General features: G+C 60.3%; 22 protein-coding genes. 12 read left to right on the plus strand and 10 right to left on the minus strand.

Going from position 1 to position 25,074, the window contains the following annotated elements; genetic code table 11:
* Positions 1–104 precede the first annotated feature (104 nt).
* Together Thiowin_RS23360 and Thiowin_RS23365 are read right to left on the minus strand one after the other, a co-directional pair.
* Positions 105–1,868 carry a chloride channel protein gene (locus Thiowin_RS23360; RefSeq protein ID WP_328985375.1) on the minus strand — a complete coding sequence of 588 codons (1,764 nt, stop codon included), beginning with the start codon at positions 1,866–1,868 and terminating at the stop codon, positions 105–107.
* Positions 1,869–2,311: 443 nt separating this feature from the next.
* Entirely contained in the window at positions 2,312–2,692 is a 381-nt protein-coding gene (locus Thiowin_RS23365) for an H-NS histone family protein (RefSeq protein ID WP_328985376.1), read from the minus strand.
* Between the two features lie 484 nt (positions 2,693–3,176).
* Between Thiowin_RS23365 and modD the strand changes: the two genes are divergently transcribed.
* Positions 3,177–4,055, plus strand: coding sequence for a ModD protein (gene modD, locus Thiowin_RS23370; RefSeq protein WP_328985377.1), 879 nt, complete (start codon positions 3,177–3,179; stop codon positions 4,053–4,055).
* Here modD and Thiowin_RS23375 read toward each other — a convergent pair.
* Positions 4,031–4,795, minus strand: a complete 765-nt coding sequence (locus Thiowin_RS23375) for a DNA-J related domain-containing protein (protein ID WP_328985378.1) — start codon at positions 4,793–4,795, stop codon at positions 4,031–4,033. The genes modD and Thiowin_RS23375 overlap by 25 nt on opposite strands.
* Before the next feature lie 65 nt (positions 4,796–4,860).
* Positions 4,861–6,141 (minus strand): MFS transporter, encoded by a 1,281-nt coding sequence (locus Thiowin_RS23380; RefSeq protein ID WP_328985379.1) that lies wholly within the window; start codon positions 6,139–6,141, stop codon positions 4,861–4,863.
* A 183-nt stretch (positions 6,142–6,324) separates the two neighbouring features.
* On the opposite strand from Thiowin_RS23380, the gene Thiowin_RS23385 reads away from it, so the two are divergent.
* From Thiowin_RS23385 to Thiowin_RS23405, 5 genes are all read left to right on the plus strand, one after another.
* Complete coding sequence (locus tag Thiowin_RS23385; RefSeq protein ID WP_328985380.1) at positions 6,325–8,079, plus strand: alpha-amylase family protein; 1,755 nt, start codon at positions 6,325–6,327, stop codon at positions 8,077–8,079.
* 38 nt (positions 8,080–8,117) lie between these two features.
* Positions 8,118–8,927, plus strand: coding sequence for an HAD-IIB family hydrolase (locus Thiowin_RS23390; RefSeq protein WP_328985381.1), 810 nt, complete (start codon positions 8,118–8,120; stop codon positions 8,925–8,927).
* 122 nt (positions 8,928–9,049) lie between these two features.
* On the plus strand, positions 9,050–11,200 hold the full coding sequence (locus tag Thiowin_RS23395) for a molybdopterin-containing oxidoreductase family protein (RefSeq protein ID WP_328985382.1): 2,151 nt from the start codon (positions 9,050–9,052) through the stop codon (positions 11,198–11,200).
* Positions 11,201–11,202: 2 nt separating this feature from the next.
* Entirely contained in the window at positions 11,203–12,060 is an 858-nt protein-coding gene (locus tag Thiowin_RS23400) for a hypothetical protein (RefSeq protein ID WP_328985383.1), read from the plus strand.
* 86 nt (positions 12,061–12,146) lie between these two features.
* Entirely contained in the window at positions 12,147–12,788 is a 642-nt protein-coding gene (locus tag Thiowin_RS23405) for a CDGSH iron-sulfur domain-containing protein (protein WP_328985384.1), read from the plus strand.
* A 65-nt stretch (positions 12,789–12,853) separates the two neighbouring features.
* On the opposite strand, the gene htpG is transcribed toward Thiowin_RS23405, so the two are convergent.
* Positions 12,854–14,839 (minus strand): molecular chaperone HtpG, encoded by a 1,986-nt coding sequence (gene htpG / locus Thiowin_RS23410; protein ID WP_328985385.1) that lies wholly within the window; start codon positions 14,837–14,839, stop codon positions 12,854–12,856.
* 204 nt (positions 14,840–15,043) lie between these two features.
* Here htpG and Thiowin_RS23415 point away from each other — a divergent pair, with 204 nt between their 5' ends.
* Complete coding sequence (locus tag Thiowin_RS23415) at positions 15,044–16,678, plus strand: alpha-D-glucose phosphate-specific phosphoglucomutase (RefSeq protein ID WP_328985386.1); 1,635 nt, start codon at positions 15,044–15,046, stop codon at positions 16,676–16,678.
* Positions 16,679–16,771: 93 nt separating this feature from the next.
* On the opposite strand, the gene Thiowin_RS23420 is transcribed toward Thiowin_RS23415, so the two are convergent.
* The 3 genes from Thiowin_RS23420 to Thiowin_RS23430 all read right to left on the minus strand — a co-directional run bounded on the left by Thiowin_RS23420 (position 16,772) and on the right by Thiowin_RS23430 (position 20,546).
* The gene (locus Thiowin_RS23420) at positions 16,772–17,323 is read right to left on the minus strand and encodes a DJ-1 family glyoxalase III (protein ID WP_328985387.1); all 552 of its coding nucleotides are present in this window, start codon (positions 17,321–17,323) and stop codon (positions 16,772–16,774) included.
* Positions 17,324–17,367: 44 nt separating this feature from the next.
* Positions 17,368–19,062: a S41 family peptidase gene (locus Thiowin_RS23425; RefSeq protein ID WP_328985388.1), complete on the minus strand. Its 1,695-nt coding sequence runs from the start codon at positions 19,060–19,062 to the stop codon at positions 17,368–17,370.
* A gap of 311 nt (positions 19,063–19,373) precedes the next feature.
* Positions 19,374–20,546, minus strand: a complete 1,173-nt coding sequence (locus Thiowin_RS23430; protein ID WP_328985389.1) for a murein hydrolase activator EnvC family protein — start codon at positions 20,544–20,546, stop codon at positions 19,374–19,376.
* A gap of 143 nt (positions 20,547–20,689) precedes the next feature.
* On the opposite strand from Thiowin_RS23430, the gene Thiowin_RS23435 reads away from it, so the two are divergent.
* The 4 genes from Thiowin_RS23435 to Thiowin_RS23450 all read left to right on the plus strand — a co-directional run bounded on the left by Thiowin_RS23435 (position 20,690) and on the right by Thiowin_RS23450 (position 23,315).
* A complete protein-coding gene (locus Thiowin_RS23435; protein ID WP_328985390.1) occupies positions 20,690–21,028 on the plus strand; it encodes an ArsR/SmtB family transcription factor in 339 nt (112 codons plus the stop codon).
* Positions 21,029–21,203: 175 nt separating this feature from the next.
* The gene (locus Thiowin_RS23440) at positions 21,204–21,629 is read left to right on the plus strand and encodes a rhodanese-like domain-containing protein (RefSeq protein ID WP_328985391.1); all 426 of its coding nucleotides are present in this window, start codon (positions 21,204–21,206) and stop codon (positions 21,627–21,629) included.
* Between the two features lie 70 nt (positions 21,630–21,699).
* Positions 21,700–22,245 carry a protein-export chaperone SecB gene (gene secB, locus Thiowin_RS23445; RefSeq protein ID WP_328985392.1) on the plus strand — a complete coding sequence of 182 codons (546 nt, stop codon included), beginning with the start codon at positions 21,700–21,702 and terminating at the stop codon, positions 22,243–22,245.
* 74 nt (positions 22,246–22,319) lie between these two features.
* A complete protein-coding gene (locus Thiowin_RS23450) occupies positions 22,320–23,315 on the plus strand; it encodes an NAD(P)H-dependent glycerol-3-phosphate dehydrogenase (protein ID WP_328985393.1) in 996 nt (331 codons plus the stop codon).
* A 55-nt stretch (positions 23,316–23,370) separates the two neighbouring features.
* Here the strand turns inward: Thiowin_RS23450 and Thiowin_RS23455 are convergent, their stop codons facing one another.
* A complete protein-coding gene (locus Thiowin_RS23455; protein ID WP_328988154.1) occupies positions 23,371–23,838 on the minus strand; it encodes a tRNA (cytidine(34)-2'-O)-methyltransferase in 468 nt (155 codons plus the stop codon).
* Positions 23,839–24,273: 435 nt separating this feature from the next.
* On the opposite strand from Thiowin_RS23455, the gene Thiowin_RS23460 reads away from it, so the two are divergent.
* A complete protein-coding gene (locus tag Thiowin_RS23460) occupies positions 24,274–24,495 on the plus strand; it encodes a hypothetical protein (protein ID WP_328985394.1) in 222 nt (73 codons plus the stop codon).
* Positions 24,496–24,644: 149 nt separating this feature from the next.
* On the opposite strand, the gene Thiowin_RS23465 is transcribed toward Thiowin_RS23460, so the two are convergent.
* The gene (locus Thiowin_RS23465; protein WP_328985395.1) at positions 24,645–25,070 is read right to left on the minus strand and encodes a hypothetical protein; all 426 of its coding nucleotides are present in this window, start codon (positions 25,068–25,070) and stop codon (positions 24,645–24,647) included.
* Between the last annotated feature and the right edge of the window lie 4 nt (positions 25,071–25,074).

The raw sequence follows: 25,074 nt of genomic DNA on the forward strand, positions 1-25,074 counted from the left end.
CGAGGCACACATGCTGATCGGGTCAGGGATGCTCGAGCTCGGTGTATGAACATACAACAAGCTGGCCATTGCCGCGAAAACCCAGGGCGCGATCACAAAACCAATTAGTACTTGTAGGCAGTATCGATTCGCGAGCGCGTCAAGACACCGTAAATATGATCTATGCCCGGTGCCAGCGGACGGCGAACATAGAGCGCTTGGGCACCGGTTTTCTCCATAATCTCCACGGCCTCTTGCAGACTAGCCTGCAAGTGAATGGGTGCCAGTTCCAGGCGTTCACTGGGTATTGCCAGCAGGTCGATACTGGCCGCTTTTGGGTTCCGCGACAGGAAGGTTGCAACCGCGATACCCGGCATCAGATAAATGGGCTTATCGCCCTTATTTACAATAATCCAGTCAGGGCTGTCAGCCACCAAGCACTCGGCCTTGGCGCGGTCCAGCTCAGCCAGTTGGTGAACAAAATGGCGGTTCATCACCCCACCCACGGCCTGACGTCGCAACTCCTGTATCAGCGGATTAATGCGGTAATCCAGACCATTGGCACGAAGCATGGTGATAAAGAGCGACACCTTGCCAAAGCCCTTGTAGCTAACCAGTAGAGCGATGATGATTGCCAGCATGCCAGGCATGATAACGCCGGGGCTGTGCGTCAACTCCACAATGGCGGTTAATCCGGCCAGCGGCGCCAGTAGACTGGCGCCCATCATGGCACCCATGCCAAGTAGCACGTAAAAGCTCACCGGCACCGTGCTGGCATCGAGAAATTGCGCCGCCACCACGGCTGTGAGATTGCCAATCAGAGCCCCCATGAAGAGTGCCGGCCCGATGGTGCCGCCTGGAATGCCCAATCCGATGCTGGCCGAGGTGGCCATTAACTTCATCGCCAGCAACGTTAGCAGGAATTCCCAGGCGAGATGCGAGTCAAGCAGTCGACTCAAGGAGTCGAATCCCAGCCCCATCACCTGTGGCATAAGAGCACCACATAGCCCGGCCATGACCCCCCCGAGCACCAGTCGCCAGAAAAAAGGAAGTACTTTTGCCGCACCGGCAACACTCTGCACGGCCTGCGTATAAGCTGCCGACACCATGCCCGCTGCTACCCCAAGCAATATGACCGGCGACAGATCCGCCACTGAACTAACAACCGCTGGCGGCACCTCAAAGAGCGGATTGGCATCAAAAACTGAAACAAACAACCAGTCCGCGCTGGCAGCGGCGAGAATAATGGGAACAAAAGTGGCAATGCTGTATTCGAGCGCGAGTACCTCGAGCGCGAAAATCACCCCAGCCAATGGCGTGTTGAAAGAGGCTGCAATACCCGCGGCGGTACCGCAGGCGACCATGATGCGAATGCTGTTGTTTGGCAGCCCCAACGCCTGGCCTAGTAGACTGCCATTGCTGGCACCGAGATAAACATGCGGCCCTTCCCGCCCGACCGAATGACCGCTGACAATCGCCACCGCCGCACCGATGAATTGCAGCATGAAGCCACGCAGAGTCAAGTGCCCCTGATGGTATTCCATACGCTCAAGCACCCGGGCAACGCCAAGCACTCGGATGCCTGCGGAAAAGCGCAGGAACATGACTGCGATGAGCAAGGCGCCAACGAGGGGCAACAATAAACGCGCGCCCAAGGATAGCGCCTCGTAGTTCTCGCCATGGTGGGGCAGCATCAGTGCCTGCGTGCCTTCAACTGCAAGGCGAAAACCGATGATGACCACCCCCGTGATCAGGCCGGTGAGAATACCGAGGAGCGCATGCCAAAGAAGGGCGTTCGGGCGAGCGATTTGCAGCCGCGCGCGATCAAGCAGCGCATCGGCAGCGGGATGGAGGCGACGCCAAAACTGAGCCAGATGGGAACCGGACATAAGAGGCATGATAGCCGCCCAGGCGATTGGCGGCCAGACAGCAGCCTGAACAGTCCCTGATGAACCTTTGCTTTACCGCCGAGGGGGCTAACCGAGGTATGTTCGGGATTGATGTGATTGCAAGAAAACCTAAAGATGGGAAGCAGACAGGGATCAGCGACCCCAAAGTGGATCAACATGTGGTGTAGAAACGGCTTTCAGCCGCTTCATGACGTGCCAGGCTGGCGCGTCTACTCACTAATCGGGCCTCCCATTAGGCATTAGAACGCGAAACTTGCCATTGTCAGGCAGGAAATGGACAAACACAAAAAGGCGCGCCGGGAAAGAGCTCAAATCCAGGCGCGCCCTTGGTTTTGGTGCGATCAATCGCCGTGCAATCGACCAACGCAGTTTGACCTGAGTGGTTGGGTAGTTGGGCGGTTTGGGTTGGCCAGTTGGGCGGATCAGGATTCTGGATGCATATAGTCTTGCTTGTAGCGCTCGCGATCACCTTTGTCTGCTGGATTCAAGCCAACGGCAGTCATGCGCTCTTTCATCCAACCCGGCAGGGGACCACGCACGTAAACAAAGTTGGAATCGGCATTATCGACATAGCGCGGGTAGGAACGCGCTCCGCCCGAGCGGCGTGAATTGCGACGGCCAGCAAAAGCGTCGGCGACTTCGCCAACGGTAAAACCCTCGTCTTTGATTCGTTGCTTGAATTCCGAGATGAGTTCCGCCTTGCGCTGATCGCGTTTGGCAGCGAGGACGCGCTCGACTTCTTTCTGCTCGGCCTCGAGGGATTCCAGTTTGGCCCTGAGTTCGGTGTATTCCATTTCGTCCATTAGTGCTTGCTCTCTCTTGTGTGATTCCGCGAAAAATTACGTCTTTTCAGGCCAGCGATGCGCTTGGATATAAACCAATTGCCCAACACTTTGCCGTTAGTTCGCTATTATAGCCGGTCTCCCTGGTTGATTGGCAAGGGTTGATTGACAAATTGAAATGGAAACAGGCAAATTGATCATGACCTTGGCATGGATGAAAAAGGCATGGCAGCTCCTCCAACACCGGCATCATCCCTAATATTCGCGTTTTTCTTATCGCCTGTTGCCGCCCCCTGACTATGAGCAAATCAGCGACCATAGGCCATGGTGCGGATTATCATTGCGCTGCCTGACCCGTGACCCCGAGACTCTTCAATCAGCAGGACTGGATAGACATGTACTGATAAAGCTCGGGCGGCAGAAGTCCTGCTTCAGCGCCAATTTCTGTCCCCATTCCCGCTTGCTCAGACAATTCAAAACCGCACAACAGCCCCATCGACCGCCCATGGCTACAGCATCCATCCTAACCGTCACGCCACCAATGCTGAGCGACGCCACGCTTCATGCCTTATTGGAAGAAGACGCGCCCTATGGCGATCTCACCACTGAGTCTCTCGGCATTGGCAGTGCACCAGGGCGTATTCGCTTCTTTGTGCGAGACCCCATGCGAGTTTGCGGGACCGAGGAAGCCGTGCGCATGTTCGAGTTATGCGGCGCGCGCAGTCATCTGATCACGGCCTCCGGGCAGGAAGGCGCGACCGGCACCCTGTTGCTCGAGGCAGAGGGCAATGCTGGCGCCCTGCACCGCGGTTGGAAGGCCGCTCAAACCCTGGTGGAATGGTGTTCTGGGATTAGCACGAGCGCCGCCGCGATCACGGCAGCCGCTCGCCGCGGGCATCCGCATGCCCTGGTGGCCGGCACGCGCAAGAATGTTCCGGGCAACCGGCGCCTGGCAGCCAAGGCGTTTGTCGCCGGCGGTGCGGTGATGCATCGCCTGGGCCTGTCGGAAACCCTACTGATATTCGCCGAGCACCGCGCTTTTTTGGGCGCCTGTCTTGACGCTGGGGGGCCGTCAGAGACGCTCAAACGCTTGCGCCACCGCTGCCCCGAGAAGCGCGTGGTGGTGGAAGTCAGCAGCCTGGAAGAGGCGCTGCGATGGGGCGAAGCAGACGTGCTGCAACTGGAGAAATTCACACCCGAGCTGGTCGCTCAGACCCGTGCCGCCTTGCACGAGCGCCAGGCGCCAGCCCTGGTGGCCGCCGCCGGTGGCATCAATGCGACCAATGCCGAAGACTACGCCCGCGCCGGGGCGCATTTGCTGGTCACCACGGCGCCCCACCTGGCGCCGCCGCGCGATGTTCAGGTGCGTTTCGATGCGTTGTAACCGGCGCTGCGCTCAAGTACCTGCTTGGCCGATATCAGGCGGCTGAAAGAGTCCGCATCGCCGCCGCGATCAGGGTGCAGGCGCATGGCCAACTCCCGATAGCGCCGCCGCACCACCTGCGCATCGACGGGATCAACCAACCCAAGCACGGCCAAGGCGGCCGCGCGACTTTCTAACGCAAAATACCTCATCCAGAAATCCCCCAGCCAGTCGACAACCTGTTGCGCATCCGTGATTGTCAGTTGGTGAATATCGAGATAATAGGCGCGTAACGGATCGCGGCGCGCCAATGCCCGTGGCTGACATGAGCCCGCGAAGCCGTTCCCGAAGCCGTCAGGCCGCAGCACAATGCAGAGGACGTCGATTTCAAGCCAGGCGCTGCCGACCGCCGCCAGCCGGTCACGCAAACGATAGAGCGCATTGAACAGCAGAAAATGCGCCTGAAAGAGCGCCAGTTCACTGCAAAATAAGCCAGGATGACCAGGCTCGGAACGCGAGGGCGCGCTGGCACAAGCTGCATGATTTCTTTGTTCAAGCGCCCGCAGTAGATCGTACTCACTGATGCCATCGGGATGATTTTTGAGAATATCGAGCAGCAGGGTTAGCGTCTCGTCAGCCAGCCCGGCGCTTTTCTGGTCAGCCTTTTGCTGATCAATGCTTTTCTGGCAGGCACTTAGCTGCTTCTCTTCGCATTTTATCTCAAAAGAACCCAACTCAAAAGGCACAACGGATTCATTCACGGGGATTCACTCACGGGGATTCACTCACGGGGATTCACTCAGGGGATTTCGCCATCGGAAGGGCGTCATCGTTGCGGCCGATGCGGCAATTGCAGTAACAGCCCGCCGCCAATTAAAAACAGCAGCGCCAAGGGTAGAATGCTCGTGCGCGGGCTGGCGGAGACAAACAACAGCGGCGTCAAAGCCATGAGCAAAGGCCCAAGCACAGTGGCAAATTTGCCGACCAGGTTGAAAACACCGAAGTATTCGGCACTCTTGTGCGCCGGAATCAGACTAGCGAACAAGGACCGCGAGAGACTCTGCACACCGCCCTGCACCAGTCCGATGGCAACGGCCAGCAAATAGAAATCCCGGCTGGATTCAAGCAAGGCCCAAGCATAGACAATAACGCCCAGATAAACCCCTAGGCCAATTAATATTCCGGCGCGTGCGCCAATTCGTTGCCCGACCCAGCCAAACAGCAGCGCCGCCGGCAAGGCGACGAATTGGGTCAGCAGGAGCGCCGAAATCAGCCCGGACTGATCCAGTCCCAGCACCCGGTCGCCAAAGAACACCGCCGTTTTGATCACCGTATTGACGCCATCAATATAGAGCCAGTAAGCGATCAGAAAGACCACCAGCAGGCGCTCGGCGCGAATGGCTTTCAGGGTATCAACCAATTGATGCCAGGCACCCGCCCAGACCTGATCCGTTGGCACTTGCTCGCGCGCCTGCCTGGTGCGCACCATGAACAAGAGCGGCAGGGTGAAAACCAACCACCAGAGTGATACCGACAAAAATGACAGCCGCACCGCCGCGCCGGCATCACTCAAGCCGAACCAGTCGAACTTTAGGACCATGGCGACATTGAGCGCGAACAGCAGCCCGCCGCCGCCATAACCAAGCGCGTAGCCAAGTGCCGAGACGCGATCCATGTTGCGGCCACGGGCAACATGCGGCAGCAAGGAGTCGTAGAAGATGTTGCCCCCGGCAAAGCCGATGCTGGCCGTCGCGTACAGCAGCAGCGCCATGGCCCACTGGCCGTTTTGCACCCAGGCCAGCGCGGCTGTCGCGACAATACCCAGGCTGGCAAAACCGGCCAGAAAGCCGTTGCGCCAGCCGCCACGGTCGGCAATCACTCCAAACAAGGGTCCGCTGAGGCCAATCAGCAGGCTTGATAGGGCCAGGGCGATGTTGAACCAGAACTGCGCCTGCTCGGTGTCGAGTCTGCCGCTGATAGCACTGTAGAACACGGGAAAGAACCCCGCCATGACAGTAGTCGCGAAGGCGGAATTGCCCCAGTCGTAAAGCGCCCAGGCGAACACCTCGCGCGCTGGGGATCGGGTCTCGGTTTGAACAAGGACCACCTGCGCTCCTGCCGCGATCACGGCGCTGTTTGAGTGAGCGTCGCGCGACCTTTGCACGCGGCACCGGATTCGAATCGGGATTTCAACCTTGTGATCAAGGATAGCAGCGATATACTTAAGACTTTACCTGCATTGGCCGTCGCTCAGGCCCAAGCGGAAAACACATAAAGGGCACCTTTATCCATGACCAGCTCCACGCCACCAACACCCCGGGCATTGCCCGTTGGTGTGATGTTCAACGCCTATCCCGACAGCATCGGCGACACCCTATCCGACCAGGTCGCGCTTCTGCAGCGACCGGAGTTCAAGGATGCTTTCTCACTACTCTATCTGCTGCCGACCTTTTTCAACAGCGATCTTGATCGCGGATTTTCCGTCATCGACTATGACATCAACCGGGAGTTGGTTCAGCCCGAGGATATCGCGGCGCTCAAGGCGCTGAACATTGAGTTTAAGTTCGATCTGGTGCTGAATCATCTGTCGGTCAATTCACCGCAGTTCCGAGACCTGCTCGCCCATGGCGATGCCTCGGAGTATCGGGATTTTTTCGTCGACTGGAACCAGTTTTGGGAGGGCCACGGCCAGATGGGGTCGGATGGCTATATGATCCCGGATGACTGGTGCCTGCAGAAGCTATTCATGCGCAAGCCTGGGCTGCCAATTCTGATGGTACGATTCCCGGACGGCTCGCTGCGTCCTTACTGGAATACCTTTTATCAGAAAATTCTCTATCGCGAGCTGGACCTCGCGGATCTCGAGCCCATTCCCGGTCTGGACCAAGACGCGCGGGAACATATGCTGACCATGATCAATCATGCGATTCGCGCCGATTCGCAGATCGACCATATCGACTTCGGCGCCTTTGGTGACTGTCGCCAACGGATTATCGACATTGTCGAGAGCAAGCGCGACTACCTCGGCCAGATGGACCTCAATGCGCGCTCGGAGAAGGTGTGGGATTTTTATGCCGAGACCTTCGCCAAACTCAAGGCCTATGGCGCGCGCATTATTCGTCTGGATGCCTTTGCCTACCTGCACAAGGCGCCCGGCGAGGCCAATTTCTTCAACACCCCCGGCACCTGGGACTATCTCGACCGTCTCAAGCACATGGCGCTCGAGTACGACCTCATCGTCTTCCCCGAGATTCATACCGAATACGGGCGGGGTTTGCACGAGGATGTCGCCAACAAAGGTTTTCCGATTTACGACTTTTTCTTCCCCGGGCTGCTCATCGACGCGCTCGACCGGGGCGACAACCGCGCCCTGCTCAACTGGATCAAAGAGGTCGACAGCAAGGAGCTCAAGACCATCAATATGCTCGGCTGCCATGATGGCATTCCAGTGTTGGATTTGCGCGGCGTGGAAGTCGACGGCGGCTTGCGTCCCGGCTTGCTCGATGACGCGCGCATCGAAGCCACCATGGAACGGCTGATCGAACGCGGCGGCCGGGTCAAGAATCTCTATGGGCCAGATGGTAAAAAGATTGCCTACTACCAGCTCAACGCCACCTTTTTTAGCGCCCTCGGCGAGGATGAGCGCAAACTGCGCCTGGCGCGTGCCATTCAGATGTTCATCCCAGGTATTCCGCAGGTGTGGTATCTGGATCTGTTCGCCGGAAGGAACAACTACGCCGCGGCCGACCAAGGCGGCCCCGCCGGGCACAAGGAGATCAACCGCACCAATCTGAGCGCGGCCGATATTGAACTGGGACTAAGCCAACCTGTGGTCCTGGATCAGCTTGATCTGATCCGCATGCGCAATTGCGCCCCGGCTTTTCAAGGGCAGTTGCACATTCACAAGACCGAACCGAATCAGCTTTCCCTGCACTGGCGGAAAGAGGAGTTCACAGCGGACCTGGAGGCCAATTTAAGCGATCTTACTTTCAGTGTGCGCTACAGCGATGCAACTGGGCGGGAAGAGTCCAAATCCTACCTCTAATCCATTCACGCTGCTTTCACCTTAAGGAGCACATCATCATGAAGGTACTGGCTACCGACCTGGACCGCACCCTGTTACCCAATGGCAGCTGGGAGCCCGACCCTCAGGCCGTTGACCTCTTCAACCGCTTGACGCGGGAACAAGACACCCATGTGATCTATGTGACCGGGCGCAGCCTGGAGTTGACCGAGCAAGCTATTGCCGATTTCGGCATCCGTCACCCACATGTGTTGATCGGCGATGTTGGCACCACCATCCGCGAGCACCAGGACGGAGGCTGGCACTTTGACGAGGACTGGACCACCCATGTGCGCGCCAAAAGCCCACGCTGGAATGTGGCTGGCATCAAGAACGCCGTGGCCGGGATCGACGGTCTGCGCGAGCAACCGCCGGAAAACCTCAATCCCTTCAAGCAAAGCTACTTCGTCGATCATGCGCGCAACGAAGCCATCCTCAAGCTGGTCGATGAGCAGGTGAAAGGACATTTCGACGAAAGTGCCATCTATAGCTTCGACTCCCAGAGCGGCGAGGGGCTGCTTGACTTTCTGCCCACAAGCGCCAATAAGCAAACAGCATTGGAATTCGTCGCCGGCAAACTCGGGCTCGAGAAGTCAGAAGTGGTGTTTTGCGGCGACAGCGGCAATGATGTTTTTCCGCTCACCGCCGGCTTTTCCGGTGTGCTGGTGCGCAACGCCGATGAGCAACTGGTTAGCAGCGTCAAGCAGGCACAGGCAGAGAATCCCAGGCTAAAGGTGTATTTTGCGCAAGGGAACTTTAACGGCTTGTCGGGCTACTACACCAGCGGCGTCATTGAAGGCGCCTGCCACTACGGCGTACTGGAACTCTAGCGACACAGTGATTCATCCCATTGGATTCATCCCACTGGATGCATCCAATTGCCCGTTCAATTCTTACCCAGCCCATCCTTACCCAGGGCGAAAGAATTCGCCCCCACAAAACGCACAAATCCATGCAAATCGTCCCCAGCACCTGCTATGAATGCGACGCCAACTGCGCCATCGCCGTCGAACTCGACGACAGCGGCGAACCCATCGGCGTTAAAGGCCCGGATTGCCCGCGCTGTTATGTGCAGATCGACCGGCGCAACCACCCCGACCGGCTGCTCTATCCCCTGAAACGCAGCGGCCCCAAAGGCAGCGGCCAGTTCGAGCGCATCGGCTGGGACGAGGCGTTCGACACCATCGCAGCGCGCCTGGATCACACCCGCCAACAGCACGGCGCCCCGGCCGTGGCCTTCTTTGCCGGCTACACCAAGGAAGCCCGCCCGCAGCTCCAGCGCCTGGCCCATGCCTTTGGCTCGCCCAATTACCTGACCGAAAGTGGCTGCTGTTTCTCGGCCACCCTGGTGGCGGAGAAGGTCACCTTCGGCGCGCGCATCAAGACCACGTCCACCGTGGTCTCCTCCAAGACCAAGGGCATTCTGAACTGGTCAACCAACCCGCGCGGCTCCATCCCGCCGTTTGACGGCCACCCATTGGCCAACCGCAAACCGGGGCTCGCGCTGGTGGTGGTCGACCCGCGCCGCACGCCGCTGGCTGAACAGGCCGACGTGCATCTGCAACTGCGCCCCGGCACCGATGGCGCCCTGGCGCTGGGCTTTCATCATCTGATTTTCGAAAACGGCTGGCAGGATCAGAAATTTCTTGATGAGTGGTGCAATGGGGTCGCGGCGTTTCGCGACTACATCAAAGATTTCACGCCTGAGCGGGTGGCCGAGATTTGCGGCATTGACGAACAGGATCTGCGCCGCGCGGTGGAGATTTACGCCACCACCAAGCCGTCGCAGATTACCCTGTCGCCCACCGCCACGGTGCAGCACAGCAATGGCTTCCAGAATCATCGCGCGCTCATTCTGCTGCCGGCGGTCACCGGCAATCTCGACCGCGAGGGCGGCAATCGCTTCTTTAGCACCAAGGTCAGCCCCAAGCCGATCGAGCTGTTTGACCACTGCCTGAACGAGCTGCCGCCGCGCATCGGCGATGAAGTCTTCCCTATCTGGACGCGCTACTGGCCGGCCGGACAGAGCATGTTGTTGCCCAACTGCATTCTCGACGGCCAGCCGCAGCGCGTGCATAGCCTCCTGGCCATGGGCATCAACACCGCCATGTGGCCTAATTCCAAGCGCATGGAACAAGCCCTGGGCACGCTCGACTTTTTCGCGGTCAGCGATTTCTTCCATAACGAGGCCACGCTCCAGGCCGACATCGTGCTGCCCGCCGCGACCAACCTGGAGCGACCGGCGCTGATCGCCTACCCCGGCTGCGCCTACCAGGGCGAGCTGCGCTATCGGCGCGCAGTGGTCGCGCCCAAGGGCGAGGCCAAGCCCGATGCGCAGGTGTACCTGGAACTTGGCGTGCGCCTCGGCATGGCCGATCAATTCTGGAACGGCGATCTGGAAGCCTGCTGGGCCGAGGCCGGCGAGGGCATCCCCGAGGAAATCCGCGCCGAGGTGTTCACCAATCCTGATGGCGTGACCGTCTATGCGGACATCATTGAGGAGCTTGTCGAACACGGATTTCTCGATGCCGACCGCAGCTATCGCTTGAAAGGCATCAACACCCGCAGTGGCAAAGTAGAATTCGACGCCGAGGAGCTGAAGGAAGCCGGTCATGACGGATTGCCCGTCTATCGGGAACCAGCGGAAAGCCCCCTGTCCACCCCTGAGCGGCTCGCCGACTATCCGCTGGTGCTGACCAGCGGCGCACGCACCAAGTTCGACACCCATTCGCAACATCAGCGCCTGGAACGCATGCGCCGCGCCGTGCCCAATCCACTGGTTGAAATCCACCCTACGGACGCTGCCGTGCGTGGCATTCAGGATGGCGAGCCGGTCGTGGTGCGCTCACCACGCGGACAAGTCGGTTTCATTGCCAAGGTCACCGACAAGGTCAAAGCCGGAGTGGTCCACTGCACCCATGGCTGGCGCGGAGCCAACATCAACGAGCTGACCGATGATCGCACCCTCGATCCGATCAGCGGCTTTCCGCCCTTCAAGTCGAGCCTGTGTCAGGTCGAGAAGGCGGCCGCGGCTGAGCGTCAAGCGCGGCCGGCAGCGGCAACTGGAATCACTCAGCCAGCGGATCTTTCCGCCGCCGCTTGAGCATGGCTTTCATCGGGATTCAATCAGGACGGGAGGCGCTCTTTCAGCCCCAACCGCGGCACGATGTGGCGGTCAACGACATCAACGCCTGGCGCATGAACCCTTCCCACCGCCGCGTCTACGACCGCCTGAGCCTGGCCCTGGCCGCCGGGCTGCGCGCCGCGCCTTGTGGTCTGCCGCCGGCGGACTACGGCATCGCACCCCAGGTCATCCTCTTTGTGAAACCCATCATTAATCTCGCTGGCATGGCCAAGGGCGCCCGCGCCCTGCGCGCCGATCAAATGCCGGACGAGCCTGGCAGCTTTTGGTGCGAACAACTCAGCGGCGAACAAAGCAGCAGCGACTGCCTGGTCGATCAGGGCGAGGCACGCTGGTTTGCCCACACCCGCGCCTCGGACGCGCGTGATGGCGCGCGGCCACTGTACTGGGAGGTCGGCGCCCGGATGCCGCATCTGGAACCCATCCTCGGCGGCCTGGTCCGCCATCACCTGCCCGGCTACAGCGGTCTGTGCAACATCGAGCTGATCGGTGGCCAACCGGTTGAAATGCACCTGCGCGGGTCCAACGGGTTCTTTGATTTTTATGGGCCCGAGTTCATGCCCGCCTGGGTGGCATTGGTCGACGGCCAGCGCTTCGAGCCACCACCCGCCATCCCCGGCGGCTATGTGATCTCGGTGTTTGGCAAAGGCGAGCCAGCGCCCGAGCTCATCAAGGCCGCGCAAGCCCAGGGCGTCAGGGTACAGCCGGACAATCACACCAAGGATCGCCTCGCCATCCTACGCACCCGGGATCTGGACGCTGGGCTCCAAATCGCGCGTACACTGGGCGCCAAGCTACCAAAGACCATCAAGAGCGCCTGACGCCTGAGCCGCGGCGCATCCCCCTGGCAGGCACGTCCGCATCGGCAGCAGCATTTACAACCACAACATCATTGAGGTCCACAACCATGGCAGACGAGCAGATCCTAGATTATCCCGGCACAGACATTGAGGTCCGCTTCGATACAAGCCTATGCATCGGCATCGCCGAATGCGGCCGCTCGGCGGGCGAGCTCTTCCAAAAAGGCCGCGATCCCTGGTGCATGCCAGATGCCAGCACCACGGCCGAGGTGCGCGAGATCGTCGAACGCTGCCCGAGCGGCGCGCTGAGTTACCAGGACAAGACCGGCGAGTCGGAACAACCTCCGGGCGAAAATCGCGTCACCGTCATCTCCGACGGGCCGCTTTACGCCAGCGGGGATCTGCGTATCGAAGGCGCGCCCGAGGACAAACCCGGCCTGAAGACCCGCGCGGCCCTGTGCCGCTGCGGCAAATCGCAAAACAAGCCCTATTGCGACAACTCACATCGCGAGGCGAATTTCCGTGACTATGGCGCCGTTGGCGACACCGGCCCAGGGCTGGAAACAGAAGGTGGACCGCTGGAACTCAAGGCCATCGACCACGGCCCCCTGCTAGTAAAAGGCAATGTCAAAATCCGCGCCGCCAGCGGTCGCATTGCCTGGGCGGGAGAGAAGATCGCCCTGTGCCGCTGTGGTGCCTCGGAGAACAAACCCTTTTGCGACGGCAAGCATCGCGAGATCGGCTGGTAAGTGTATTCTTAGGCAGGGCAGGCTTTGCCTGCCCTGCGCAAGAACATCAGGTCACATCCAGGGCATCAGCCCCCGGTCATGAAAAGCCCCAGCATCAGCTTGTTAAGCCGCCCGACAAAGGCCGCCGGATCATCAAGCTGACCGCCCTCGGCCAGTTCGGCCTGATCGAGCAGGATGAGGCCAAGATCGGCGAAGCGGCTCTGGTCGGATTCGGACTCGAGGCGCCGTACCAGCGGATGGTCCAAATTCAGCTCCAGACTCGGCTTGGCGGTGGGCGCCTCCTGGCCGACGGATTTGAGCACCCGCGCCAGATTGGCGCTCATGTCATGCTCGCCAACCACGATACAGGCGGGTGAGTCGACCAGGCGGCTGGAGGCTCGCACGGCGTCGACCCGGTCGCCGAGGGCCTCTTTCAGGCGCTTGAACAGATCCTCGTGCTCCTTGGCGGCCTGTTCGGTTTTTTCCTTCTCCTCCTTGGCGCCGATTTCGCCCAAGTCCAGCTCGCCCTTGGTGACGGATTGCAGGTGCTTGCCCTTGTACTCATGCAGGTTGGAGACCAGCCATTCGTCGACACGATCAGACAGCAGCAGCACCTCGACCTCTTTTTTGCGGAACATCTCCAGATGCGGGCTGTGGCGCGCGGCGGCCGGGCTGTCGGCGGTGATGTAGTAGATCTTGTCCTGGCCTTCCTTCATACGCTCGATGTAGGTATCGAGCGAGGTATCCTGCTCGTCGCCCTCGCCCACCGTGGTGGAGAAGCGCAGCAGACCGGCGATGCGCTCGCGATTGGCATAGTCCTCGGCCGGGCCTTCCTTGATCACACGGCCAAATTCCTTCCAGAAGGTCTTGTAGTGATCCGGCTCGTCCTTGGCCATGCTCTCCAGCAGGCTGAGCACGCGCTTGACGTTGGCACCGCGAATGGTATCTATTTTGCGGTTGTGCTGCAGAATCTCGCGCGAGACATTGAGCGGCAGGTCGTTGGAGTCCACCACTCCTTTGACAAAGCGCAGATAGTGCGGCATCAGCTTGTCGGCCTCATCCATGATGAAGACGCGACGGACATAGAGCTTGACACCATGCTTTTGGTCGCGATCCCACATATCCCAGGGCGCGCGCTTGGGCACGAACAACAGGGTGGTGTATTCGTTGGTGCCCTCGACCCTGTTGTGCGCCCAGGCCAGCGGTTCCTCGAAGTCGTGGGAGATATGCTTGTAGAAGCTTTTGTAGTCATCATCGGAGATGTCCGACTTATTGCGCATCCACAGCGCCTGGCCGGTGTTGACCCGCTCGAATTCGGGCGCCTTGTCCTTGTCCGCGTCTTTTTCCTTCTCTTCGTCGCCCCGGAAGTCCTGCTTGAGCATTTCCACCGGCACGGCGATGTGGTCGGAGAACTTGCTGATGACGGAGCGCAGGCGCCAGTCGTCGGCGAATTCCTTCTCCTCGTCTTTCAGATGCAGGATCACGTCGGTACCGCGACCGGCTTTCTCGACCGTCTCCAAGGTATAGCTACCGCGACCATCGGACTCCCAGCACACGCCATGCTCGGCGCTCAAACCCGCGCGGCGGGAGATGAGTGTGACCTTGTCGGCGACGATAAAGGCCGAGTAGAAGCCAACGCCGAACTGGCCGATCAGGGTGCCATCGGTGGCGGCATCCTTGTTGCCGCCTTGATCACTGCCTGAATCACTCCGGGAGGCACCGCCCTGGCGATCCTTGAGTGCCTCGACAAAACGCCGGGTGCCGGAGCTGGCGATGCTGCCGATGGTCTCGACCACCTCCTGGCGGCTGAGACCAATGCCGTTGTCCGACACCGTCACTGTGCCGGCGTCCTTGTCCACCAGCACGCGCACGCGCAGTTCGGGGTCATCCTCGAACAGGCTGGAGTCGGTCAGGGACTCGAAGCGCAGCTTCTCGGCCGCGTCCGAGGCATTGGAGATCAGCTCGCGCAGGAAAATCTCTTTGTTCGAGTAGAGCGAGCGAATGACCAGGTCGAGAACCTGGCTGACTTCGGCTTGAAATTCCAGGGTTTCTTTCTGGGCTGAGACTGTCATCTGTTTGATTTACCTATCAAGTTGGATGTGGATGTCATGGTGGCCGAACGGCGCCGCCGCGACGCGCGCACGCCCTCACCGATCATGGCAAAAAATCAATCGCCCATTGTCGCACAGGATCATGCGGTTACAATCGGCGTTCCGATCGCTTCGTTGTCGCGCCAGTCGATAGAGGCAAATCACCGCGTTTTCAAGGGTTATCAGATGGAAGCAACAGTCGTCAGCACTCAACCATTCGCAGGTCAGAAACCAGGCACCTCCGGCCTGCGCAAAAAGGTCAAGACCTTTCAGCAGCCGCACTATCTGGAGAACTTTGTCCAAGCCATTTTCGACACCCAGGCCACCCTGCGCGGCGGCACCCTGGTGGTGGGCGGCGATGGCCGCTTCCACAACCGCGAGGCCATACAGACCATTCTGCGCCTGGCCGCGGCCAATGGCGTCGCGCGGGTGCTGGTTGGCCAGGGCGGGATTCTCTCGACCCCGGCGGTATCCTGCATCATCCGCAAGCACGCCACCCAGGGCGGCATTGTGCTCTCGGCCAGCCATAATCCCGGTGGACCGGACGAGGATTTTGGCATCAAGTTCAATGTCGCCTCCGGCGGCCCGGCGCCCGAGTCGGTGACCGACGCCATCTATCAGCGCACGACCGAGATCGACCGCTATCTGACATTGCAAGCCGACGCGCTGGACCTCGACACCATTGGCGACAGCCAACTCGGCGAGATGCGCGTTAGCGTGATTGATTCGGTGGCCGACTATGCCGGCCTAATGGAATCGCTGTTTGACTTCGACGCCATCCGCGATTTATTCAAATCAGCCAGCTTCCGCATGTGCTTCGACGCCATGCACGCGGTGACCGGGCCCTATGCCAAGGCCATCCTGGAAGACCAACTGGGCGCGCCCGCCGGCACCGTGATCAATGGCGTGCCGCTGGAGGACTTCGGCGGCGGCCACCCCGACCCCAACCTGGTCCATGCGCACGGGATTGTCGAGCGCACCCAGGGTGCCGAGGGTCTGGATTTCGCTGCGGCTTCCGACGGCGACGGCGACCGCAATATGATTCTGGGACGCGACTTTTTCGTCACCCCCAGCGACAGCCTCGCGCTGCTGGCGGCCAATGCCGAGGTGGCACCCGGCTACAAGGCCGGCATCGCCGGAGTGGCGCGCTCCATGCCCACCAGCCAGGCGGCGGATCGAGTCGCCGAGGCATTGGGCATCGGCTGCTTCGAGACGCCCACGGGGTGGAAGTTCTTTGGCAACCTGCTCGACGCCGGGCGCATCACCCTGTGCGGCGAGGAGAGCTTCGGCACTGGCTCGGCCCATGTGCGCGAGAAAGACGGCCTCTGGGCGGTACTCTTTTGGCTCAATCTGCTGGCCGCCAAACGCCAATCCGTCGCCACCCTGGTGCGCGAGCACTGGCGCCGCTTTGGCCGCAACTACTACACCCGCCACGACTACGAGGCCATCGACAGCGCCGCCGCCGAGGGCCTGGTGCATCATCTGCGCCTGCTGCTCGCCGACCTCCCCGGTCGCCTGCTCGGCGATTACAAGGTCGCCTATGCCGATGATTTCAGCTATACCGACCCGGTCGACGCCAGCGTGTCAGACCACCAAGGCGTGCGCATCGGCTTCGAGGACGGCTCGCGCGTTGTCATGCGGCTGTCCGGCACCGGCACCTCGGGCGCGACCCTGCGCGTCTACATCGAGCGCTTCGAGCCCGACCCGGAGCGCCATGATCAGGATGTGCAGATCGCGCTGCAGCCGCTGATCCTGATCGCGCGCGAGCTGGCGCAAATCGAGGCGCGCACCGGGCGCGTGGAACCAGACGTCGTCACCTGAACCCCTCGCCTCCCGAGACTCGTTCCCAGGGATGGCCCCCAAGTCGGGTGATGGCCAGCAAGCCTGAGTGCGCCGCCCAGAATCCAGCTTGAATCAGGACCGCACCAGCGCGGCCGCGACCTCGTCGCGACGCGCTTCGCCCATCAATTGGGCGATGAGCTCCAGGGCAAAATCCATCGCGGTGCCGGGGCCGCGCGAGGTGACCACCTGCGCATCCACCACCACGGGCGCGTCGGTGAACCGCACGCGCGGATAGTCGGCCGGATTGATCGCGCCCGGATAGCAGGTAGCCTGATGGCCATCGAGCAGACCTGCGCTGGCCAATACCTTGGGCGCGGCACAGATAGCCGCGACGCGACGGCCGGCCTCGGCCTGGCGTCGCAAAAGATCGCGTATGCGCTGATCGCGCTCGAGATGATCCGCGCCGGGCAGCCCGCCCGGAAGCACGATCAGATCAAACTCCTGAGAAAGTACCGCGTCCAGGGATTGATCCGGCAACAGGACCACGCCCCGGCTCGCGCGCACCGGGCCGTCATCAAGGCCGACGGTGATGACTTGGATCTCGGCGCGGCGCAGCAGATCGATAATGGTCACGGCTTCGAGTTCTTCGCACCCCTGGGCCAGGGGGACCAATACGCTAGGCATGATGATGTCTCCTTATGAGTTAGGACGGCAGAGGATGGCGCTACTCACTGAGCCTTTGGAGGCTCCATGATCCCAGCCTCAAGGTGACCGCGGGCTTGAGCAAGGCTGAGCGCCTTGAGCACATTCAGCGCCTCGCTCAGCGGATAGTCCTTCGCCGCGAGCGGCTGGTCAGCCGCCTGCTGCTCTGGCAACTTGTCTTCCACCAGCTCTTCTTCCAGATGACGCATCAGATTGGCCTCCTTCAGCGGCACCACCTCCGGCTGATCGGCCAGGGTCAGACTGCCCCGCTCCAAGGAGATATCGGGCTCGATACCATGGGCCTGGATTGAGCGGCCCGAAGGCGTGTAGTAGCGCGCCGTGGTGAGCTTGAGCGCGGTACTGTCATCGACCGGCACGATGGTCTGCACCGAACCTTTGCCGAAGGTATCGCTGCCCATGACAATGGCCCGCCCCTGATCCTGCAAGGCGCCAGCGACAATCTCGGAGGCCGAGGCGCTGCCACCATTGACCAGCACCACCATGGGGGCCCCGTCGATGACATCGTCCGGGCCAGCCTTGAACTCCATGAGCGCATCATCCATGCGCCCCTTGGTGTAGACGATAAGCCCCCCGCGCAGAAAAGCATCGCTGACGCCCACCGCGCTGTTGAGCACGCCGCCCGGGTTATTGCGCAGATCCAGCACCAGCCCTTTAATCGGGTTCCCCCCCCTTGATCCGCTTGTCTGTGCCACGCCTGGCGGCTCGGCCGGCTCTGGCGATTCCGCGGCTTCCGCCGTGGCGCCGTCAGCGGGCTCATCGGTCTTGGCCTTCAATTTAAGCGCCTCGATCTGCCGGCGCATGTCCTCGGTCGTGCGGGACTGGAAACTGGCGATACGGATATAGGCATAGCCGGGTTCGAGCATCCGACTCTTGACACTGGCGACCTGAATGATGTCACGCTCAATGGCAATTTTCAGCGGCTTATCCTCGCCATCGCGCATGATGATCAGCTCGATGCCAGTGCCAGGCTCCCCGCGCATCAGCTTGACTGCGTCACTCAAGGCCATGCCCTTCACCGGTTGATCGTCGATGCGCACAATCAAATCGCCAGCCTGCACGCCGGCACGCGCGGCAGGAGTGTCATCAATGGGAGCGATGACCTTGACGAAGCCGTCTTCCATGCCGACCTCAATGCCCAAGCCGCCAAACTCACCCTTGGTGCCGACCTGGATGTCGTCGTACTCCTCGGCATCCAGAAAGCTGGAGTGCGGGTCCAACCCCGCGAGCATGCCGCGAATGGCCGCGGCCAGCAGAGACTTGTCATCCACCGGCTCGACATAGTCACTTTTGATACGCCCGAACACCTCGGCGAAGGTGCGCAATTGCTCCAATGGCAGCGCTGATTCAGAGGGATCATCCTCCCCCTGGGTATCTTCTCGCGCTGTGTTTTCTGTGCCATCCCGATCAGAACCGGCATCTGATTCGGCGTCGCCGCCGGCGCCCGGCTGCTGCTCAACATCCCGCTGATCGTCCACGAATTCCCCACCTTGGGACGGGGGCATTGAACCGGGCGACTGCGGCGCGGATTCTGTTGCAGCCGGAGTGGCCGCCGGCGACGAAGACTCAGGTTGGGACTCAGGTAGCGGCTCGGGTAAGGGTTCAACTGGGGGCGGAGGCGTGAATGGCTTGGGCGGCTCGGCGCCAACCGGGACGGCGGTCAGCAACAGCAGCAAGGTGGTCACGCCCAGCAGGACGGCCATGGCAACAGCGCCAGGGTGCCCGCCCGCCCCTGACGCTAAGTCCGGTCGCGGCTGTTGAGGCGCGGAAAAAGAAAACATGTGCATGGTGATGGGATCTCTGTTCAGTGTTCCTGATGCGGCCTGAGCGCCAGTTGGCTCCGCCTTGCCTGAATGAATTGATGGCATTGGAATGCATTGTGACCATTTGTCAGCACTTGGCAAGCGCTGCCGAAGGTTCGTCCACCCGTGCTGCGCGAATTGGCCCTGCCCTTGCCGATTCTGCTCTTGCCAGAGCCGCGCTTGCTGGAATCTCCTGACCAGCTGGAATCTCCTTAATGGATGCGATCAGCGCACCATAGTCGCGGATCGAGCGGCTTCCCCTGGTGGCGCAGCGCAAAATAAAGCCCATCGCGGTCACTGCCGCCACTTGCGCCGGCCAATGCAATGGTCTCGCCGGCACCAACCCATTCTCCGGGCTCTTTCAGCAAGCTTTGATTGTGCCCATAAAGGGTCATGTAGCCATCGTGATGGTCGATGACAAGCAACAGACCAAAACCGCGCAGCCAATCGGCATACACTACCTGTCCGCCATGCACTGCCCGCACTTCCTCGCCTGGCGTGGCGGACAGCAACACGCCGTCGCCATGCAAGTCACCGCTTGCCCGGGGGCGAAAACTGGTCAGCACTCGAGTATCGCGCACCGGCCAGCCAAGGGCGCCGCGGTGGGTTGCCAGGCTTTCCTGATCGAGGTGAAAGACATCGCGGATTTCTCCATGCCGGCTCAACTCTTTGGCCAACTCGCGCAGACGCGCGGCGTCTTCGCGCAGACTCTCAACCCGGTCGCGACCCGCCATGATAGAACGCTCCAGGTGCGTCAGAATTTGGTTGCGCTCCTGCTGCGCCACGGCGAGACGCTCGCGCGTGTCCTCCTGGCGCCGGGCCAGTTCAGCCAGGCGCTCGGCCTCGGTCGCGGCCTGCTGGCTGAGCCCCTTCAGCCGTTTGGCCTGCAGGTCGACCAGCGCAATCTGGCGCGCGCGTTTCTGCCCAAGCGCACGGAAGTAGCCAAACAGGCGCCCACTGCGGGTCACGTCTTCTTGATTCAGCACCATGCGCAGCCGGTCACCTCGGCCCATGGCGTGGGCCGAGCGCAGCAGTTCGGCCAGCACCGCGCGCGCGGCGCCAAGCTCGCCGCCAACCCCTTCGAGCTGCACCCGCAACTCGGCCAGCGCGGCGCGCTGTTCGGTCACCATGGCAGCGAGTTGGCGCCCGCCGCGCGCCAGGGCGGCAATGTCTCGCTCGGTCTGTTCAAGATCGGCATACAACTGGTCGCGGCGCTTCTCACGTGCACGAAGATCCCGCTCAAGCACTTCGACCTGCTCCTCGACTGAAGACAGGCGTTGCACTTCATCCTCGCCCAACCTTGGCTCAATTAGTTGGGACTCGATCTGTTGGGGCTGTTGGGCGGACCAGGCAAGCTGGGAAGCGATCACTGTCCCCGCCATCATGGCAACCAGAGCCAATCGATGTGGCACATCACTTGCCAGATGCGAGAAAAAGCTTATCATCCACGGGTCTCAGTGTTCGATCATTGAAGCGATATTGATGTGATCAAGAAATTATGGCACCCGATCCTCAACAGCCATTTGCAATGCCCGGCAGCTCGGACAACACCGATCCTTTCAGTGACGAACTGCTCGGTAACGACAGCGATATCGAGCGCGCATCGCGCTCGCTCAAGGCAATGTCGCATCCACTTCGGCTGAAGATTCTATGCGTCCTTGGCGACGAAGAAGTCAGCGTCCAGGATATTGTCGAGCATGTCGGCACATCGCAAAGCAACATTTCCCAGCATTTGGCCATTTTGCGCGACAAAGGCATCCTCGCCTCGCGCAAGGACGCCAATCGGGTATTCTATCGCGTCAGTGACTCGCGCACCCTCCAGCTTATCCGCCTGATGCGCGAGGTTTTCTGTCACCACGGCCACTGACAGCCCCAAGCCAACCGATCAAACCAGCACCCCGCCCAAACAGTCCGAGCTTCGTCTGAGCTTAGTCCGAACAGGGTGACGCCCGGGTCGCGCATCCTTATACTGCGCACTGTCGCGACCGAAGACCGCTGCTGCCCATCCGCATCCACTCGTTCATCAGATCCAATTATTCGCCATGCTTGCCCAACTTGTTGAATTCGTCAGCAACCACTGGATTTTGTTCCTCGCATTGGTTGTGATCTCCGCGCTGCTGATTCATAACCTGATTGTTGGTGACCAAGGCTCTATCGACCCACTGGGCGCGACCGACCTGATCAACCGCCAGGATGCGACCGTAATCGACGTGCGACCCAGTGCCGATTATGCCAAGGGGCATATCATCAACGCGCTCAACATCCCGATGAACGGCTTCCGCAACCAGACTGCCACGCTCGCGAAGTACAAGAACAAACCCCTGATCGTCTCCTGTCGTTCGGGCTCCCAGTCGCAAATGGCTTGCGGCATCCTACGCAAACAGGGCTTCGAGGAAGTTTACAACCTGCGCGGCGGCGTGATGGCCTGGCAGAACGCCAATCTGCCACTGACACGCAAGAAACACTGATCCTGGCGAGCATTACGCACCAAGCTCACCCAAACAGCCTCACCCAAACAGATTTCCAAAAAGGTTCACCATGGCTGAACAGCAACCCCAGGCTGAAGACCATCAAGTTCTTCTGCGCACCGTCTACACCAAGGATCTCTCCTATGAGGCACCCAATGCTCCGGAGATCTTTCGCGAGGAATGGAAACCCGAAGTCGCACTGCAGTTCGACATCAAGGTCAATCCGCTGGTCGAGAACACCTACGAGGTCGTTCTGACCCTGACTGTCACCGTAAAGACTGGAGAAAAAACCGCTTATCTGGTCGAACTGCAACAGGCGGGCATCCTCAGCGTCAAAGGCTTTCAGGAGCAAGAACTCGCGCCCTTATTTTTTGTCTACGCACCCAGCATTCTCTTCCCTTACGCGCGCCAAACGGTGACGGATCTGGTTGTCAAGGGCGGCTTCCCGCAACTGGTGCTGCAGCATATTCACTTCGATCAAGTCTATGCACAAAAGGTCGCCGAGCAACAGCAAACGACACAACAACAGGACAACAAGACGCCTGCCGGCAAGACCTCAAGCAGCGACACCCCCAAGCGCGCCGCTCCGGGCGTCAAAGCGTCAAAGCTCTACTAATGCCCACGGCAAGGGGGCCCACGGCAAGGCCCATGGCGGAATCGCGCAACTGACCCAACCCGACGAGAATGACCATGACAACAGTGGCAATGATCGGCGCCGGCTCCTGGGGCACCGCACTGGCCCTGCAGTTGTGCCGCAACGGCCATCGGGTGCGCCTCTGGGGGCATGAACCCGCGCAGATGGAGCGCATGCTCGAGTCGCGCGAGAACCGCGACTTTCTGCCCGGCTTTGCGCTACCAGAGACGCTCGAGCCGGTCAGCGATCTCAACGCGGCGGTGGCGGGTGCCAGTGCGATCATCATAGCGGTACCGAGTCAGTTTTTCGCCCGGGTGGCAAGTCACCTGTTGCCGCTGCTACCCGCCGAAATGGGCGTCGGTTGGGCGACCAAGGGATTTGACCCGGAACGGGGTCGCCTGCTGCATGAAGTCATCCGTGAACAAGCACCCGGGCGCGAGCTTGGCGTACTCTCAGGCCCCAGCTTTGCCGGCGAGGTGGCCAAAGGGCTACCAACCGCCGTGACCCTGGCCGCCACCAGCGACGCCTATGCGCGGAAACTCGCCGGATTATTCCATGGTGAGCGCTTCCGCACCTATCGTCATGACGATCTAATTGGCGTGCAGGTCGGCGGCGCAGCCAAGAATGTGCTTGCAATTGCCACTGGCATCGCCGATGGCTTGGGCTTCGGTGCCAACACCCGTTCGGCGCTGATCACCCGCGGCCTGGCAGAACTCATCCGCCTGGGCCGCGCACTTGGTGGCAGACGCGAGACCTTCATGGGTCTTGCGGGCCTAGGCGATCTGGTACTGACCTGCACCGACAATCAATCTCGCAACCGGCGCCTCGGGCTAGCACTGGCAGCCGGGCAGTCGCTCGACCAGGCCATGGCTGGCATTGGTCAGGAGGTGGAAGGGGTGATCACCGCGACCGCCGTACACAAACTTGCCGCCATTCATCAGGTGGATATGCCCATCTGCGAGCAGGTCCACGCCGTGCTCTACCAGGGCCGAACCCCGCAGGAAGCCACCACCCGACTACTGGAGCGCTCAGGCAAGCATGAACTGGACTGAACAACAGGTATTAGAAGCTGAAACTGAGGATCCAGATTCAGGCCCAGACCCAGGGCTAGCCGTCCTCGCCGGCAAAACCACTCTGGCGCCAGACCTCGTAGGCCACCAGGGCCACCGCGTTGGACAGATTTAAGCTGCGATTGCCCGGACGCATCGGGATGCGCAGGCGTCTGTCAGCGCTCAAGGCAGCCAACACCTCATCCGGCAAACCCCGTGTCTCGGGACCAAACAATAGCGAGTCCCCGGCGCGGAAGTCAACTTCGGCGTAACAACGCCCACCCCGGGTGCTGAGCGCGAACAGCCTTGGCGGCCGCACTGCGTCCAGACAGGCCGCCAGGGAGTCATGGGTCGTCACCCGCGACCAGTCAGGGTAATCGAGGCCAGCACGACGCATCAGCCGGTCTTCCAGTGTGAAGCCCAAGGGTTTGATCAGGTGCAGACGCGCCCCGACATTGGCGCACAGCCGCATGATATTCCCGGTATTGGGCGGAATTTCCGGCTCATAGAGCAGAATATCCAACAAGAGTGCCAAATGTTGAACCTCTATTGTTGCGCGGCATATTGCAGGTTTCAAACAGCCGCCGGCGCAAGCGAATGTTGCGCTTGCGAACGATTAGTCGCCGAAAGGCGACAAATATCTACCACTTTTGCGAAATCCGTCTATTCTCCTGCAGCATTCAAGTTGCAAGCAAACGAAGGCACGCCGTTTAAGGCCCGCTTGACCGCTTATCTGACGGCTGTGCTATAGTATTTGCTTGTAGATTTCTCGGGATGATCAGGTCGCTGTGCCAACAAACATCGGCTGTATCCGCATCCCCTGATGCACCTGCGCTAGTGTCTCTCAACGGCCTGCCTTCCAGCCTGTCCGCTATAGGCTGGACCACAAAGTTCACAGGCTTTTTTCTGATTCGGTATCCGGCGTTGCCCGCCGACTGCCGCACCCTCAGGAGTGGAACCAATGACCGACGTCGCCGTCTTGAAGCAAGAAAAGCAACAACTGATTGAAAAAATGCTGATGATGCAGAAGCAGTTCATCGACCACGAGCATGAGCATGGCATCTCGGGCAAGGATTACTGGGCGTCAAAAGATGGACTTCTGGCCAACTTTCGTCATGAATACAACGACATGGCTAACCGCGTGGTCGACCTGGCGCACCAGATTGTTGGCTCATCCCGCTGACTTTCATGCAGCTGACTGTATATGCAAAGACGCGGCTCTGAAGATAAGTCGCGGCTAATACAAGTGAAGATTATCTTTCGGCGGGATCGCTGATCCCGCCAGACCTCGCGATAGACTGGGGCACATCAATGCGAATCTGCGGGGCGCATCTACAAGATTGTATCCGGGCGAATGTGCTCTATGTACTTGGGCGTGTCGCGAAGCACCAGTTCGATGGTCGCGCCGATGACAACCAGCGGCACATCGCGATCACGCACATGGAGCTCCAAGCGAATCCGGCCATGACTTTTTAGCGGGATTGGAATCATATTCCGATAGGTATATTGATTGTCATCAATATCACTGCGCTCGCATACGAAGGGACCATCCGGCAACTCGCCCTCAATCTGCTCCACCTCGCCGATCAGCAACTCCCCAGCCTGCCACCACAAAGTCTGTTCAGCCGAACCCGTCATGGTCTTGAGGATGAGCGCACGGGTGAATTGAAGGCGAAAGTTCCTCTCTCCCTCGAGCTGGGCATCCTGGGATACCCCGGCGATTTCGCTACCGGAAATCTGGATACTACTGGCGTCCAATAGG

The organism is Thiorhodovibrio winogradskyi, from assembly GCF_036208045.1.
Classification (GTDB): domain Bacteria; phylum Pseudomonadota; class Gammaproteobacteria; order Chromatiales; family Chromatiaceae; genus Thiorhodovibrio; species Thiorhodovibrio winogradskyi.